General features: G+C 66.4%; 18 protein-coding genes. 11 read left to right on the top strand and 7 right to left on the bottom strand.

All coding sequences use genetic code 11. From position 1 onward, the window contains the following. Positions 1-254 precede the first annotated feature (254 nt). Positions 255-500, bottom strand: a complete 246-nt coding sequence (locus ACFV4K_RS04075) for a three-helix bundle dimerization domain-containing protein (RefSeq protein WP_379271919.1) — start codon at positions 498-500, stop codon at positions 255-257. A gap of 306 nt (positions 501-806) precedes the next feature. Here ACFV4K_RS04075 and ACFV4K_RS04070 point away from each other — a divergent pair, with 306 nt between their 5' ends. Together ACFV4K_RS04070 and ACFV4K_RS04065 are read left to right on the top strand one after the other, a co-directional pair. Beyond that, a complete protein-coding gene (locus ACFV4K_RS04070; RefSeq protein ID WP_379271917.1) occupies positions 807-953 on the top strand; it encodes a hypothetical protein in 147 nt (48 codons plus the stop codon). Positions 954-1007: 54 nt separating this feature from the next. Then, positions 1008-1247, top strand: a complete 240-nt coding sequence (locus tag ACFV4K_RS04065; protein ID WP_379271915.1) for a hypothetical protein — start codon at positions 1008-1010, stop codon at positions 1245-1247. A gap of 140 nt (positions 1248-1387) precedes the next feature. On the opposite strand, the gene ACFV4K_RS04060 is transcribed toward ACFV4K_RS04065, so the two are convergent. Both ACFV4K_RS04060 and ACFV4K_RS04055 read right to left on the bottom strand, forming a co-directional pair. Further along, positions 1388-2158, bottom strand: coding sequence for a hypothetical protein (locus ACFV4K_RS04060; RefSeq protein WP_379271914.1), 771 nt, complete (start codon positions 2156-2158; stop codon positions 1388-1390). A 163-nt stretch (positions 2159-2321) separates the two neighbouring features. Continuing rightward, a complete protein-coding gene (locus ACFV4K_RS04055) occupies positions 2322-2717 on the bottom strand; it encodes a DUF3224 domain-containing protein (protein WP_379271912.1) in 396 nt (131 codons plus the stop codon). 475 nt (positions 2718-3192) lie between these two features. Here ACFV4K_RS04055 and ACFV4K_RS04050 point away from each other — a divergent pair, with 475 nt between their 5' ends. The 3 genes from ACFV4K_RS04050 (at position 3193) to ACFV4K_RS04040 (ending at position 4327) form a co-directional block, all read left to right on the top strand. Next, on the top strand, positions 3193-3324 hold the full coding sequence (locus ACFV4K_RS04050) for a hypothetical protein (protein ID WP_379271911.1): 132 nt from the start codon (positions 3193-3195) through the stop codon (positions 3322-3324). 129 nt (positions 3325-3453) lie between these two features. Further along, the gene (locus ACFV4K_RS04045) at positions 3454-3891 is read left to right on the top strand and encodes an ester cyclase (protein ID WP_379271909.1); all 438 of its coding nucleotides are present in this window, start codon (positions 3454-3456) and stop codon (positions 3889-3891) included. Between the two features lie 199 nt (positions 3892-4090). Next, positions 4091-4327, top strand: coding sequence for a hypothetical protein (locus ACFV4K_RS04040; RefSeq protein WP_379271908.1), 237 nt, complete (start codon positions 4091-4093; stop codon positions 4325-4327). A 38-nt stretch (positions 4328-4365) separates the two neighbouring features. Here the strand turns inward: ACFV4K_RS04040 and crcB (ACFV4K_RS04035) are convergent, their stop codons facing one another. Together crcB (ACFV4K_RS04035) and crcB (ACFV4K_RS04030) are read right to left on the bottom strand one after the other, a co-directional pair. Continuing rightward, on the bottom strand, positions 4366-4725 hold the full coding sequence (gene crcB / locus ACFV4K_RS04035; protein ID WP_379271906.1) for a fluoride efflux transporter CrcB: 360 nt from the start codon (positions 4723-4725) through the stop codon (positions 4366-4368). Further along, positions 4722-5219 carry a fluoride efflux transporter CrcB gene (gene crcB, locus ACFV4K_RS04030; protein WP_379271905.1) on the bottom strand — a complete coding sequence of 166 codons (498 nt, stop codon included), beginning with the start codon at positions 5217-5219 and terminating at the stop codon, positions 4722-4724. Before crcB (ACFV4K_RS04030) ends, crcB (ACFV4K_RS04035) begins: the two co-directional genes overlap by 4 nt. Before the next feature lie 243 nt (positions 5220-5462). Here crcB (ACFV4K_RS04030) and ACFV4K_RS04025 point away from each other — a divergent pair, with 243 nt between their 5' ends. The 6 genes from ACFV4K_RS04025 (at position 5463) to ACFV4K_RS04000 (ending at position 11024) form a co-directional block, all read left to right on the top strand. Further along, positions 5463-6110 carry a TetR/AcrR family transcriptional regulator gene (locus ACFV4K_RS04025; RefSeq protein ID WP_379271903.1) on the top strand — a complete coding sequence of 216 codons (648 nt, stop codon included), beginning with the start codon at positions 5463-5465 and terminating at the stop codon, positions 6108-6110. A 148-nt stretch (positions 6111-6258) separates the two neighbouring features. Further along, complete coding sequence (locus ACFV4K_RS04020) at positions 6259-7464, top strand: lipid-transfer protein (RefSeq protein ID WP_379271902.1); 1206 nt, start codon at positions 6259-6261, stop codon at positions 7462-7464. Between the two features lie 42 nt (positions 7465-7506). Then, positions 7507-7950, top strand: a complete 444-nt coding sequence (locus ACFV4K_RS04015; protein ID WP_379271900.1) for an SRPBCC family protein — start codon at positions 7507-7509, stop codon at positions 7948-7950. Positions 7951-7964: 14 nt separating this feature from the next. After that, positions 7965-8828 (top strand): MaoC/PaaZ C-terminal domain-containing protein, encoded by an 864-nt coding sequence (locus tag ACFV4K_RS04010; RefSeq protein WP_379271898.1) that lies wholly within the window; start codon positions 7965-7967, stop codon positions 8826-8828. Positions 8829-8849: 21 nt separating this feature from the next. Further along, a complete protein-coding gene (locus ACFV4K_RS04005) occupies positions 8850-9728 on the top strand; it encodes an SDR family oxidoreductase (RefSeq protein WP_379271896.1) in 879 nt (292 codons plus the stop codon). A gap of 18 nt (positions 9729-9746) precedes the next feature. Next, a complete protein-coding gene (locus ACFV4K_RS04000; protein WP_379271895.1) occupies positions 9747-11024 on the top strand; it encodes an acyl-CoA dehydrogenase family protein in 1278 nt (425 codons plus the stop codon). A 61-nt stretch (positions 11025-11085) separates the two neighbouring features. On the opposite strand, the gene ACFV4K_RS03995 is transcribed toward ACFV4K_RS04000, so the two are convergent. Further along, positions 11086-12492, bottom strand: a complete 1407-nt coding sequence (locus ACFV4K_RS03995) for a family 1 glycosylhydrolase (protein WP_379271893.1) — start codon at positions 12490-12492, stop codon at positions 11086-11088. A 146-nt stretch (positions 12493-12638) separates the two neighbouring features. Next, the gene (locus tag ACFV4K_RS03990) at positions 12639-13457 is read right to left on the bottom strand and encodes an SAM-dependent methyltransferase (RefSeq protein ID WP_379271891.1); all 819 of its coding nucleotides are present in this window, start codon (positions 13455-13457) and stop codon (positions 12639-12641) included. Positions 13458-13516: the final 59 nt, after the last annotated feature.

The raw sequence follows: 13516 nt of genomic DNA, 5'->3' as shown, positions 1-13516 counted from the left end.
GGGCCGTGCCGATCCGAGGCCAGCGGAACGTCCGCTACTGCCGATTACACCGCGACAGCGGCAGGGCCCGATGTAGGGGGCATGGGCATACCGCCTCAACCTCGTGGAGCTGGTGATGTCGTCACCGCTCCGGCCGAGGTGCCGGCGTTGCGACCCGATGTCACCATCCTGGATGTGCGGCTGCTCGGCGGGGCGCGCATCACCGAGAAACCAGTTGGGGACCGTCGAAACTTGGACCAGCACAGCGGCTTTGCTCATGCCACGCGGTTCGAGGCCGGTAACGAAGCGCCCGTGTAGGTCCACACGACCGGCAGCAGCACGCCGACGTCGAGCTCATCCGTCAATCGCTGCCTGGCCAGGCGTTCGCTCAGCTCCGGCATCGCACCGACCGGACTGCCCGCCAGATCGGTCAGGCACCTTCGCAGTACCGACTCCACCTGCCGCCGCGATACCTCGCCGCCGAACTCCGCGGATAGCCGCGTCACCGTCCGCTCGTACATTCCGGGATCCATCGTGTGCCGCGACTGCGTGGTATCGAGAACCATGATCACGGCTACCAGGCTGCAGTGCGCGTCGACGCCACGGCAGGGCCGAAAGGCTCCTCCCGATTTACCTTGGCCACCAACGGTTGTGCGCAGCTTCCAGGACCGACGGCTTGGTTGTGGCAACGGTGATGTGCCCTTCGGGGTCCCCACAGCTGACCTTCGGCCCCTGTGGTGAGCCAGCGTGGCGGGCGATCTTGGATCAGGCAGCGCCAGCGTAGTCGCTGCCCCTTCCGGAATGTTCGTGCACATCAGGAGAATCGCATGAGCGACACCACCGCCCAGCCCGCCATCGGCGGCGTACGGAACTCGGTAGTCTGGCCCGACCCCAGCCCCTTGGACTCTTGGTGGCACGGGGTGATGTACGCCGAACCCAGCTCGGCCCTGAAGACACTCCGAACGGCACGCTGACCGGCGACCCTATGCATGCAAATCGACACCTGAGCCGAAGAAGGAGAATCGGAGATGATCCGAAAGCAGTGGCATGATCTGAACGCGCGCACTCGCGGGCTGATCGTGGGCGCGGGCGTGATCGACGCTATCGCGAAGGTTGCGGCCCTGCTGGATCTGCTCCAACGGCCGCCCGAGCAGATCCGCGGCTCCAAACGCGTATGGGCAACCTCGATCGTGCTGGTGAACTCGATAGGCGCCCTCCCCGTCGCATACTTCCTCCTCGGACGCCGCGCACCGGGCGACAACGCTTGACCTGCCGCTGTACGTTCCGCCCAATCCCACTGAAGGCTACCGAAAGCGGTGCGGCCGACGGCGAGACCGACAGCGGCACAGAGACATCCGCTACCGCCGATGAGCGGGCGGCCTAGAGATCAACTGCGCGATCTCGAGCCTCAAGCCTCAGAGGCGAGCTGGTGCAATGAGATCACGTCCCAGACGAATGTCCCCGCACTCGGATCTTGATGTACAGCAACGAAGCACAATTCCTTGACGGCGAGCTCACCCGATACTTCGACGGGCTTCAGTGCACCCAGGAGGTGTTCCGAATCGGCATCGGCGACGCCGTAACCAAGCGACACATGGGGCTTCGTCGGCGGGGCAGGGAGCGGCCGACCGGTTCCGAAGATCTGCTCGGCTGCGGCGCGTGTGCCGTCGAGCAGTCGCCGCCACAGCGCACTCGAAGCTGCCTCCATGGCGACACCGGTCTCATCAGGAAACGGACCGGTCATCTGCATGGAAAAGGCGGCGGTTCCTGCCGCAATCACGTCGAGAGCATGACCGAACTCCGCGAGTGTTCGATCGTCGACTTCAGTACGCCACCACGGAATCCGGGTGACTGTGGCATGCATCCACTGTGGAGCGACCGGTACGCAGAAGTCGAACCTTGCGACCACGTCGACCGCAGGCTGCACTATGTTGACGAACTCTGAACCGGGCAGGATGTAGACGTGCAGTGAATCGCGCAACTGGGGCCATCTGAGCACGCTGGGGTCGAACAGGTTTCGCACAGCCGAATCGTAGAGAACAACATTCTGTGGTGGCATCGGCGGAACGCCCTCTTCTGCCGCATACCGCGCTGACCGAACCAGCGAGCGCGGCATCGGAAGATCGACTGGCCGTGCCGATCCGAGGCCGACCGAACGCACCATAATGCCGATGAGCATGGCCAAGTCACCTGACCGGCGCGAAAACTTCCACAACATCGGCTACACCGACAAGTCGGGATCCTTCAAGCATTGACAGCCGTAGCTCGCCCAGTCAGGGGGTGTCGTTGACCAGTATGTCAAGGACACCCCCTGATTTGCCAGACGGCGAGGCGGGCATGTGTCAGCCCAGCGTGTACTCCAAAACGTAGGAATGGCTGCCCTCCTCGGACTGAATCTCGAAGGCACCCGTGATCCCCGCGAGGTCACCGGAACCTGTTCCCTGGACCACGCGGATCGCGATCTGCTGCTCACCACGGCTACCGGGCGCGCTGTGCTGGAGGACGAAGGAGCCCTTGCGGCCGTGGAGTTCACCTGTGAATCGCTCCACGGCGACATAGGCGGCGGGACTGCCCTCGCTGTCGGCCACCGACAGCATGTGCACGGTGCTGGTGCCAACCAGGCAGCCCTGAAAGGTCTTGGTGATCCGCACGCGGCCAAGCGCGGCGCCCAGGCCTTCGTCGAGCACCTCCGGTTCGAATGATGTGAGGTCGAACGTTCCGCTGGCCTTCGTGCTCATTCCGAACCCCTCGAATCTTGATCGTCTGTATCGCGCAGCAGCCTTGCACACAGCCACTGACTCACGGAATTCGAAGCAGGTACAGCGATGTCGAATCCAGTGGCAACAGCGGCAGCCACGCCAGCGGAGGCAAGATGACCGCCAGCAGGGCCTCCGCGATTCAGAGCGCCGGTGCCCGCAATCCGAGCAGCGCCACGGCACCGCGGTCATCTCATCCACATCTGCGGCCGGTGCGGTGCGCACGTGTATCAGCCGGGACTCGGCCCGGGCTGACGTCGGGTGATGGCTGGGCGTTGCTGCAGACCCGCGAATGTCCGTCATCTGGTGTTGAAGCGCACCAGGTGTGCAAATGTGCAGGTCAAGTTGTGCCCTCGGCAGGATTCGAACCTGCAACACCCGCTTCAAGAGCGCGGAACCTGACACCTTGACCAAACCCTCGCCGCTGCACTGAATCACGCGGCCCTCGATATCGCGAATGCGGCGGGGTGCGTGGCCGGGCGGCCTGTTGATCGCGGCGGGTACAGGCTGTGCCGCCCCGGCGGTGGTGGTCGCGGGGTTGGCGGTGCTGGGTGTGCTGGTCTTCGTGGGGACCGTTTCCGTCGCGTGACGGCCGGAGCGCCGGTAGCCGGGTATTTCCGGTTCGGCCTCTTCGCCCACTGGCGCTGCGGGTGGATCATGAATATGGCGCCGAATTACCAGTGGAAGTCCGTTTCCTGCGCGAAAGGACGGGAACGACATGTCAGAGCAGAACAAAGCCACGGCCAAGCGCATGTTCGATGCCTGGAACACCAGGGATTTCGATGTCTTCGATGAAGTGATCGCGGCTGACGCCATCGATCACGATCCACAGAATCCGTACGCGGAGGTACACGGCCCGGCCGCCCTGCGGCGGCAGGCGGAGATGTACGTCGCCGCGTTCTCCGATACGAGAATGCTGGTCAACGAACAGATTGCGGAAGGCGAGTTCGTCCTCACTCGGTGGACGGCCACGGGGACCAATGACGGGCCACTGATGGGGATGCCCGCGACCGGAAAACCGGTCGTCATCCAGGGAATGACGGTCGCCCGCTTCCGGGACGACGGCAAGATCAGCGAAGGCTGGACGAGCTCGGACATGCTCGGCATGCTGCAGCAGCTCGGTGTCATTCCGGCGGCGCAGTCGGCGTCGACCTGATTCGTCCGCTGTCCGGGCGGTGTGGTGCGGCCTGCGGGCTGGACGCACCGCCCCGATCGGGGGCGCGCCGGTCTTGCGGTGACCGGCGCGAATGTTGTTTGCTGAAACAGTGCTGGCAACCCGCTCGAGTGTCCAGTAGGGAGCGGGAGCATGCGTTTCGCCGAGCTGACATCGTTCTTCCGAGAAGGGACTTCCCGTCATGCGCGCAGTCAGAACCGCCGTCCTCGCCGCGAGTTTGCTAGCCGGGCTGATCGTGCCCGCTCTCGCTGTGCCCGCCATCGCCTCCGCCGACGCCATCAGTTGCGGCCAGGACCTCAACGGCTGCGCCTCGGCGTGCCGGGATCGGATCGGCAATTCCTACATCCGCCTCACCGACTGTGTGGTGACCGAAGCGGGCTGGACCTGTGCCGCCTGCATGTACAACTCGCACACCTGATCGCCCGGCGGATCTGGGACGACCCGGTAGCGGCCGGGTCAGACCAGGGCGTGTGCCGTGGTGAAACCCAGCAGCGCCGCGCCCAGACCGGCGACGAGGCTGACCGTCACATTGAGGGCGGCGTACAGGTACGACCGTTCCTCGGCGAGGCGGACGGTCTCGTAGCCGAAGGTGCTGTAGGTGGTGAGCGCGCCGCAGAAGCCCGTGCCGAGCAGGGCGAAGGTGGGGGAGGAGGCGGCCGCGCCGGTGAGCGCGCCCAGGATCAGGCAGCCCGCCAGATTGACGGTGAGGGTGCCCCACGGGAACACGCTGTCGTGGCGGGTCTGGATGGCGCGGTCGGTGAGGTACCGCACGGGTGCGCCGACCATCGCGCCGAGGATCACCAGCAGTCCGGTCATGCCGCCGCCTTCCGGTAGCCGCCCGCCGCGCGGGTGAGCCGCACCGCGAGCAGGGTGGCCAGGAGCGCGCCGACCAGCGTGGCGGCCAGATAGCTGAATGCCGTTGCGACAGTGCCGGGTTCGAGCAGCGCGCGGGTCTCGTTGGCGTAGGTGGAGAACGTGGTGAACCCGCCGAGGATGCCGACCCCGAGGAACGGCCGCACGAGTGGGTGGGCGGTGCGCAGTTCGGTGACGATCACCATGAGCACGCCGATCAGGAAGCAGCCCAGCACATTCGTGGCGAAGGTGGCCCACGGGAATCCGTGCGCGGGAGTCGGCCACACCTGGGCGAGGCCGTAGCGGGCGAGTGCGCCGATGGCGCCGCCGATCGAGATGACGGTCAGGATCGCGCCCTGGGAGTGCAGCAGTTCCCGCCGCTGGTCGGGCTGATGCAGATCGATGTCGGGGTCGATGGGTTCGGCCGCCTGGGCGGTCGCGTCCAGCTCTCGGGTCACACGGGTCTCCTACTCCAGCGCGCACACGTTCGGTGTCTTCGTGGGGTAGGGACTGTTGGCGGCGATGTCGCCGCGGTTGTTCCGGTGTCCGGAGCGGCGAGCCCCACCGCCGCATCGCTCAGGGTAACCAGATCGGGCTGTCGCGCGGAACCGAAGTGGGTGACATCACCGCGCCCACGCCGTCCGTCGGCCGGCGAACCTAGCGCGAACATACACGGGTGTATGTAAGTGTAAGATTCCGGCATGACCAGCTCCGCCGTCTCGAAGCCGCCGCGCCGCACCCAGGAACAACGCAGCACCGAGACCCGGACGCGATTGCTGGACGCCACCATCGAGTGCCTGGTCGAGTACGGCTACGCCGGAACCACCACGCCGAGGGTGGCCGAGCGTGCGGGGGTCACCCGGGGCGCGCAGGTGCATCACTTCGGTTCCAAGAGCGAGCTCGTCGTCGCCGCGATCAGCCATCTCGCGCAGCGGCGCACCGAGGCGGCCATGAAGGAGATCGGGCGGGTCCGCAGCACGGACGATCCGATCGCCGCGACCCTCGAGGCCATGTGGGAGCTGCATCAGGGTCCGCTGTTCATCGCGGCCATCGAATTGTGGGTGGCCAGCCGCACCGATCGGGTGCTCGCGGTGGAGATGGAGAAGGTCGAGCCGTTCGTGAACAACGCGGTGCTGATGGCGGTGGCCCAGCTGGTGCCGAACGAGTTGGACCGCAAGAACGTCCGCGACTTCGCCTACACGGCCATGGACACGCTGCGCGGAATCCTGGTCACCAACTTCATCTCCCCGGATCCGGAGCGGGCGCACCGGCGCTGGCTGCGGGCCTCGGCGCAGCTGCGGCTGGCGGCCGCGGCGGTCATGCCGGACTTCCATCTCGGCGACCGATAACCGCCACCCTTACCGACGCCGCTGTATGTGCGGCCGCATCGATCTGACCTTCTGATCTTGCCGTGCCCCGGTGGATTCGCCGTACCCTCTTGCGGCTTTACATACAGCTTTGTATGTTTGTTTTCATTCCCCCTAGGTGAGGAGTTCGATGACGAACAAGGTCTACGTCGTCGGCGTCGGCATGACGAAGTTCGAAAAGCCGGGGCGGCGCAAGAACGAGGACGACAGCGCCTGGGACTACCCGGACATGGCCCGGGAGTCCGGCACCAAGGCGCTCGCGGACGCGGGAATCGACTACCGGGAGGTCGAACAGGCCTACGTCGGTTACGTCTTCGGTGAGTCCACCTCCGGCCAGCGCGCCGTCTACGAGCTGGGCATGACCGGAATCCCGGTCGTGAACGTCAACAACAACTGCTCCACCGGCTCGACCGCGCTCTACCTTGCGGCGCAGGCGATTCGGGGCGGCCTGGCCGAGTGCACCCTGGCCTTGGGCTTCGAGAAGATGCAGCCGGGCTCGCTGGGTTCGGTGTGGGACGACCGCGAACAGCCCATGGCACGCCACATCATGGCGCTGGCGGAGATCTCCGAGGTGCTGTTCCCGGTGGCCCCGTGGATGTTCGGCGCGGCCGGACGCGAGCACATGGCCAAGTACGGCACCACCGCCGAGCACTTCGCCAAGATCGGCTACAAGAACCACAAGCACTCGGTGAACAACCCGTATTCGCAGTTCCAGGACGAGTATTCGCTCGACGACATCCTGGGTTCGCGGATGATCTACGACCCGCTCACCAAGCTGCAGTGCTCGCCGACCTCCGACGGTTCCGGCGCGGTGATCCTCGCCGGCGAGGACTTCGTGGACCGCCACGACCTGTCGCGGCAGGCGGTGGAGATCGTCGGCCAGGCCATGACCACCGACTTCGGCTCCACCTTCGACGGCAGCGCCAAGAACCTCATCGGCTACGACATGAACGTTCAGGCGGCCGAGAAGGTCTACGCGCAAGCCGGTCTCGGTCCCGAGGACTTCCAGGTCATCGAGCTGCACGACTGCTTCTCCGCCAATGAGCTGCTGCTCTACGAGGCGCTGGGGCTGGCCAAGGAGGGCGAGGCCGGGCACCTCATCGACTCCGGCGCGACCACCTACGGCGGCAAGTGGGTGGTGAACCCGTCCGGCGGCCTGATCTCCAAGGGGCACCCGCTGGGCGCGACCGGTCTGGCGCAGTGCAGCGAGCTCACCTGGCAGCTGCGCGGCACCGCCGACAAACGTCAGGTCGACAACGTGACCGCCGCCCTGCAGCACAACATCGGGCTCGGCGGCGCGGCCGTCGTCACCGCCTACCAGCGCGCCGAGCGCTGATAGCTACCCCTTTCTTCCACGGGAACTACAAGAGGTAATCCAATGGGACACATCGAAGCCGGCAAGAACCTCAGCGCGACCCCGGATGCCCTGTGGGCGGTGGTCTCCGACCCGCAGACCTGGGACAAGTGGTTCTCCATCCACGAGCGCTGGATGGAGGAGCCGCCCGCCGTGCTGGCGCCCGGCGCGAAGCTGACCGCCAAGATCCTCATGCTCGGCATGGCCAACAAGATCGAGTGGGTGGTCGAGAGCGTCGAGACCCCGAACAAGCTGGTGCTCAGCGGAACCGGCATGGCCGGGGTGAAGGTGCAGTTCTCCTTCGACATCACCCCCGAGGGCAGCGGCAGCAAGTTCTCCGTCGCCGGCGACTTCGAGGGCGCGCTGATCAAGGGCGCGCTGGGCAAGGCGGTCGAGAAGGACGGCCTGAACCAGCTGGACAAGACGCTGACCGCCCTCGATGCGCTGGCCACGGCGGCAAGCCGGTGAGAGGACGAGGCGAGATGGCTTCGACGACAGTCGAATTCGACGAGTCCGGCCTGAACACCTGGTCGGACGAGGAGTCCTTCGAAGTCACCCGGGAGCGGGTCGCCGAATACGCGGCCGCCACCAACGATCCCATCGCCGCGCACCGGAAAGGCGATGTGGCCCCGCCGGTCTTCGCCATCGTCCCGGTATTCGACGCCATGATGGCCCCGGTCATCGACGTGGCCCCGATGAACATCTTCGGGCGGGTGGTGCACGGGGAGCAGGACTTCCACTTCCATCGCCCGATCCGGCCCGGCGATCGGCTGGTCGCCCGGGCCCGCGCCATCGGTTTCGAGGGCAAGGACAACGGGTCCACCATCACCATCCACATCGAAACCCGTTCCGATGCCGGGGAACTGGTCAACGAGCAGTATCTGACCGCGTTCTTCCGGAATGTCGACGCGGGCAGGCAGGTCGGCGCGGCCGCTCCGGCGCACCGCTTCGATGCCGCGTTGGCGGAGCAGCCGCCGCTGGCGACGGTCGCCGCGCACGTGGACGCGGACCAGACCTACCGCTACGCACCGGCTTCGGGCGATCCGGTGCCGCTGCACCTGGATGACCAGGTGGCCAAGGACGCCGGTCTGCCCGGCATCATCGCGCACGGTCTGTGCACCATGGCGATGTCGTCGTGGGGGGTGCTGTCGCAGGTGGCGGGTTCGGATGTGGCGAGGCTGCGCCGGTACGCGGTGCGGTTCTCCAAGATGGTCTTCCCGAACGACGACCTGGAGACGCAGATCTGGAAGGTCGGTTCCGCCGACGGCATCACCACTTACGCCTTTCGCGCCGTGCGCGGCGACGACACCGTCCTGAGCGACGGACTCGCCGAGATCGCCGACTGATCGAGAACTGAGGAGACATCCATGGGTGCACTCGAGGGACGGGTTGCCATCATCACCGGTGCGGGGCGCGGTATCGGCCGTGAACACGCGCTGTTGTTCGCCCGGGAGGGCGCGGCGGTCGTGGTGAACGACCTCGGCGGCAGCAATGCCGGTGAGGGCTCCGATGCCGGCCCGGCGCAGCAGGTGGCCGAGGAGATCATCGCCGCAGGGGGGCGCGCGATCGCCAACACCGACAGCGTGGCCGACTGGCAGGGCGCGAAGAACCTGGTGGATCAGGCGGTGTCGGAGTTCGGGCGGCTCGATGTCGTGGTGAACAACGCGGGCATCCTGCGCGACGCCTTCATCGCGGGGATGGAGGAGTCGCAGTGGGATTCGGTGCTGGCCGTGCACCTCAAGGGGCACGCAGCAGTGCTGCGGCACGCGGCCGGGTACTGGAAGGAACAGTCCAAGGCGGGTAATCAGCCCGCGGCCGCGGTCATCAATACCGCGTCGGCGTCGGGTACCACCGTTCCCAATGCGGGGCAGGCGAATTACGGCGCGGCCAAGGCGGGGATCGCGGCGCTCACCCTGGTGGCGGCCGATGAGCTGGCCCGCTACGGCGTGCGCGTGAACGCCATCGCGCCGATCGCCCGGACCCGGCTCACCCTGGCCACCCCCGGCATGGGCGACCTGATGGCCGCGCAGCAGGCGAGCCTGGAAGAGGGCGAGTTCGACGCCTTCAGCCCGGCCAATATCTCCCCGCTGGTGGCGTATCTGGCCACCGAGAAGTGCCCGATCACCGGCAAGGTGTTCGCGGTGCAGGGCGGCGCCATCTCGGAGCTGGCGGGCTGGCACGACGTGAAGACCATCGAGACCGAGGGCCCGTGGGCCATCGACGATATCGCCGGGCGACTGCCGTAATCAGGAAGGCGGACAACGATGTTCGAATGGTCCGAGACCGATGAGCTGATCCGCGACGCGGTGCGCGGCTTCATCGCCAAGGAGGTGCGGCCGCACCTCGACGCCCTCGACAGCGGCGAGATGCTGCCGTACCCGATCATCCGGAAGCTGTTCGGCGAGTTCGGGATCGACGTCCTCGGCGAGGAGGCGATCACCACACTGCTGGCCCGGCAGCGCAAGCGGGAGGAAGCCCTGGCGGCCGGAGAGCCGCTGCCGGAGCAGAAGGAACGCTCCGGCGACGGCAGCCCCTTCTCCGGGCAGGAATCGATGATGGCGGTGCTGGTCAGCGAGCTGTCCGGGGTGTGCATGGGGCTGGTGAGCGCCATGGGCGTGAGCATCGGCCTGGGCGCGACCACCATCCTCGCGCGCGGCACCCTCGCGCAGAAGGAACGCTGGCTGCCCGATCTGGTGACCATGAAAAAGGTTGCGGCGTGGGCGATCACGGAGCCGGACTCCGGGTCCGACGCGTTCGGCGGCATGAAGACCTACGTCCGCCGCGACGGTGAGGACTACATCCTCAACGGCCAGAAGACCTTCATCACCAACGGTCCCTACGCCGACACCGTGGTCGTCTACGCCAAGCTCGACGAGGGCGACGGCGCGACTGTAACCCCTCGTGACAAGCGGGACCGCAAGGTGCTGACCTTCGTGCTGGACAAGGGCATGGAGGGCTTCACCCAGGGCAAGCCGTTCAAGAAGATGGGCCTGCACGCCTCACCCACCGGCGAATTGTTCTTCGACAATGTCCGATTGGGCCGGGATCGGCTGCTCGGCGAGACCGAGGAGCACAAGGGCGGCGACGGCCGCGAGAGCGCGCGGTCCAGTTTCACCGCCGAGCGGATCGGCGTGGCGTTCATGGCGCTGGGCATCGTCAACGAATGCCACCGGCTCTGTGTGGATTACGCGAAGACCCGCAAGCTGTGGGGTCAGGAGATCGGCCGTTTCCAGCTGGTGCAGCTCAAGCTGGCCAAGATGGAGGTGGCGCGGATCAATGTGCAGAACATGGTCTTCATGGCGCTGGAACGCAACCGCGCCGGCAAGCCTCCGAGCCTGGCCGAGGCGTCGGCCATGAAGCTGTACTGCGCGGAGGTCGCCACCGACGTGGCCATGGACGCGGTCCAGCTGTTCGGCGGCAACGGCTACATGGCCGAATACCATGTCGAACAACTGGCCCGCGACGCCAAGTCGCTGATGATCTACGCCGGCTCCAACGAGATCCAGGTGACCCACGTCGCGAAGGGCCTGCTCGGCCGGTGATCCGAGGACGAGAGCGGTCCGCCCGGCAGGCGCCGGACGGACCGCTCTGTGTGACAAGGGTTTACGGCACGGAGACGGGCCGCAGGCAGTCGCCGATCGGGATGGCGACCGAGCAGAAGGACGGCTTGCGGGTGGGGCGGTAGTCGGGGGTGACGCCGCCGCGCGCGGTGATGTCCTTGAACGCGGCCACGGCGTCGGTGGGGCGGCGGGTCAGGGTGGGGTCGTTCTTGGCGTCGACGGTGTAGAGGCCGAAACGCGGTGAGAAGCTGCCCCATTCGTAGTTGTCGGTGAGGCTCCAGTAGTTGTAGCCGATGACGTTCATGCCGTCGGCCTTGGCGCGCTGCAGCCAGTAGACGGTGTCGCGCAGGTGGTCGGCGCGGTCGTAGCCGTCGGCGCGCGGGGCGGCGTTCTCGGTGGGCAGGCCGTTCTCCACCACGTAGATCGGCAGGCCGGGGAACTTCTCTGTGTAGTTGCGCAGGTTGTAGTAGATGCCCTCGGGTTCGATGGCGTTCTTCCACAATTCGTCGCCGAGCAGCGCGGGGCTGGGCAGGTGGGTCAGCGAAGCGCCGTAATAGAAGTCGACGCCGATGAAGTCCATCTTGCCCTTGATGCGGTCGGCGAACAGCAGGTCGGTCAGGTCCTGCACGATCGGGTACTGCGCGATATTGCTGGTCACCTTCGCGCCGGGCTGGCGGGTGTGGATGTAGTCGTAGATGCTGTTGTGCGCCTGCACCATCCGGTCGAACATTGCCGGCGCGTCGAGCACCCCGATGTCACCGATCTTGATGGATTGCGCGACGTAGCCCATCGGCTCGTTGATGGTGACCCACATCGGGTCGTAGCTCGAGTACCGGTCGACCACGCGGCGCATGTTCGCCAGCCAGTCGGTGACCATGTCCTGCTTCTTCCACCCACCGCGGTCCGCGGCCCAGCCGGGAATCACCCAGTGGTCGAGGGTCAGCATGGGCCGCATGCCCGCCGACCGGATCTTCTGCACGACCGAGTCGTAGAACTGGAAGTCCCGGTCGTCCCACACCCCGGCCTTGGGCTGCACCCGCGCCCATTCGATGCTGAGCCGGTAGACCTTCAGACCCATGCCCGCGGCGAGGTCGATGTCCTCGGCGTACCGGTCGTAGAAGTTGACCGAGTTCAGGTAGGGGTCGTGCGCCTTCCCGGAGTTCGCGTACCGGCTCCAGTTGCTGTCGGGGGCGTGCCCCTCGGACTGGAAGCCGGAAATGGCGACGCCCCACATGAAGTCGGGTCCGAACGGATTGACGGTGGTCGGTGCGCCGGAACTACCGGTCCCCGACCCGCTGGCGCTCCCCGACGCCGATCCGCTGGAACTACCCGACCCGGCGGACCCCGTCCCGGCGCTGCCGGTGTCCGGCGCCGATCCGGCCACGGCGGACCCACCCGCCACGATGGCCACGGCCGACAGGATCGAACACAGGACGCGCGTAGCTCTCATCGCGACGGAATCTCCCAGAACTGGTGTGGGCGCGGCATGTCGCCGCTGGGCTGGCCGCCCAGACTCTACTGGTCAATCGTCCAGAATGGGACCCTTTCGGCTAGAACTCCTTTCAGATCGGGTTTCCAGGAAGGATCCGGGCGGGGTCAGGGCTTGCGGGCCAGGGCGGCGGAGATCAGTTGCTCCCAGACGCTCAGGTCGTGGTGGTCACCGCCGATGCGGGAGACGCCCTCGGCGGTGGGTTCGGGGCGCCACAGGGGGCAGGGGACCAGGCCGGGTTCGAGGATCTCGAGATTGCCGAAGAGGGCGAGGATCTCCTCGTCGGAACGCCAGCGGCCGCGGCCGAAACTGGCCTGCAGCTTCTGCTCGGCGAGGTGGGTCTCCTCGTTGAAGCCGGAACGGAAGTGGGAGATGTAGAGCATGCTGCCGGACGGGATCTGGTCCGCCCAGTAGCGGACGATCTGGTCCGGCTTCTCGTCATTGTTGAGGTGGTGCAGGATCGCGCTGAAGATCACCGCCACCGGACGGTCGAAGTCGATGAGCCGCTCCACTTCCGAGTAGTGGCGGATCTCCTCGGAGTCGCGCAGGTCCGCGTGCAGCACGGTGGTGTACTCGTCGGTCTCCAGCAGCGCGCGGCCGTGCGCCAGCACGATCGGGTCGTTGTCGACGTAGACCACGTGCGGATCGGTCTGGTGCCGCTGCGCCACCTGGTGCACATTGTCCGCGGTGGGCAGCCCGCTGCCGATGTCGATGAACTGGGTGATGCCCGCGCGGGAGATCTCGCCGATCGCGCGCACCAGGCAATGGCGATTGGCGTACGCGATATCCACCGACCCCGGCAGATCCTTGATGAAGAAGTCCCCGATCTCTCGATCGGCGGCGTAATTGTCCTTGCCGCCCAGCAGGTAGTCGTACACCCGGGCGATGCTGGGCTTGGACTGATCGATCTGCGGTTGTTCCATCATCCTCTTACCCCGTTCCGAGGGACGCCGTTGTGGTAGCAATCCTATGTAAGAGAACGATT

The sequence above is a fragment of the Nocardia sp. NPDC059764 genome, assembly GCF_042732555.1.
Classification (GTDB): Bacteria; Actinomycetota; Actinomycetes; order Mycobacteriales; family Mycobacteriaceae; genus Nocardia.
The sequence above is the reverse complement of the archived record's forward strand: the minus strand, read 5'-3'. Positions and strand labels throughout refer to the sequence as shown.

What these genes read in the sequence shown, in the direction of transcription:
- ACFV4K_RS04075 (WP_379271919.1), bottom strand. Translation starts at nt 500, where the DNA reads ATGTACGAGCGGACGGTGACGCGGCTATCCGCGGAGTTCGGCGGCGAG.
- ACFV4K_RS04050 (WP_379271911.1), top strand. Translation starts at nt 3,193, where the DNA reads ATGCGGCGGGGTGCGTGGCCGGGCGGCCTGTTGATCGCGGCGGGTACA.
- ACFV4K_RS04020 (WP_379271902.1), top strand. Translation starts at nt 6,259, where the DNA reads ATGACGAACAAGGTCTACGTCGTCGGCGTCGGCATGACGAAGTTCGAA.
- ACFV4K_RS04005 (WP_379271896.1), top strand. Translation starts at nt 8,850, where the DNA reads ATGGGTGCACTCGAGGGACGGGTTGCCATCATCACCGGTGCGGGGCGC.
- ACFV4K_RS03995 (WP_379271893.1), bottom strand. Translation starts at nt 12,492, where the DNA reads ATGAGAGCTACGCGCGTCCTGTGTTCGATCCTGTCGGCCGTGGCCATC.
- ACFV4K_RS03990 (WP_379271891.1), bottom strand. Translation starts at nt 13,457, where the DNA reads ATGATGGAACAACCGCAGATCGATCAGTCCAAGCCCAGCATCGCCCGG.
- ACFV4K_RS04015 (WP_379271900.1), top strand. Translation starts at nt 7,507, where the DNA reads ATGGGACACATCGAAGCCGGCAAGAACCTCAGCGCGACCCCGGATGCC.
- ACFV4K_RS04065 (WP_379271915.1), top strand. Translation starts at nt 1,008, where the DNA reads ATGATCCGAAAGCAGTGGCATGATCTGAACGCGCGCACTCGCGGGCTG.
- ACFV4K_RS04040 (WP_379271908.1), top strand. Translation starts at nt 4,091, where the DNA reads ATGCGCGCAGTCAGAACCGCCGTCCTCGCCGCGAGTTTGCTAGCCGGG.
- ACFV4K_RS04025 (WP_379271903.1), top strand. Translation starts at nt 5,463, where the DNA reads ATGACCAGCTCCGCCGTCTCGAAGCCGCCGCGCCGCACCCAGGAACAA.
- crcB (WP_379271906.1), bottom strand. Translation starts at nt 4,725, where the DNA reads ATGACCGGACTGCTGGTGATCCTCGGCGCGATGGTCGGCGCACCCGTG.
- ACFV4K_RS04060 (WP_379271914.1), bottom strand. Translation starts at nt 2,158, where the DNA reads ATGCTCATCGGCATTATGGTGCGTTCGGTCGGCCTCGGATCGGCACGG.
- ACFV4K_RS04000 (WP_379271895.1), top strand. Translation starts at nt 9,747, where the DNA reads ATGTTCGAATGGTCCGAGACCGATGAGCTGATCCGCGACGCGGTGCGC.
- ACFV4K_RS04010 (WP_379271898.1), top strand. Translation starts at nt 7,965, where the DNA reads ATGGCTTCGACGACAGTCGAATTCGACGAGTCCGGCCTGAACACCTGG.
- ACFV4K_RS04045 (WP_379271909.1), top strand. Translation starts at nt 3,454, where the DNA reads ATGTCAGAGCAGAACAAAGCCACGGCCAAGCGCATGTTCGATGCCTGG.
- ACFV4K_RS04055 (WP_379271912.1), bottom strand. Translation starts at nt 2,717, where the DNA reads ATGAGCACGAAGGCCAGCGGAACGTTCGACCTCACATCATTCGAACCG.
- ACFV4K_RS04070 (WP_379271917.1), top strand. Translation starts at nt 807, where the DNA reads ATGAGCGACACCACCGCCCAGCCCGCCATCGGCGGCGTACGGAACTCG.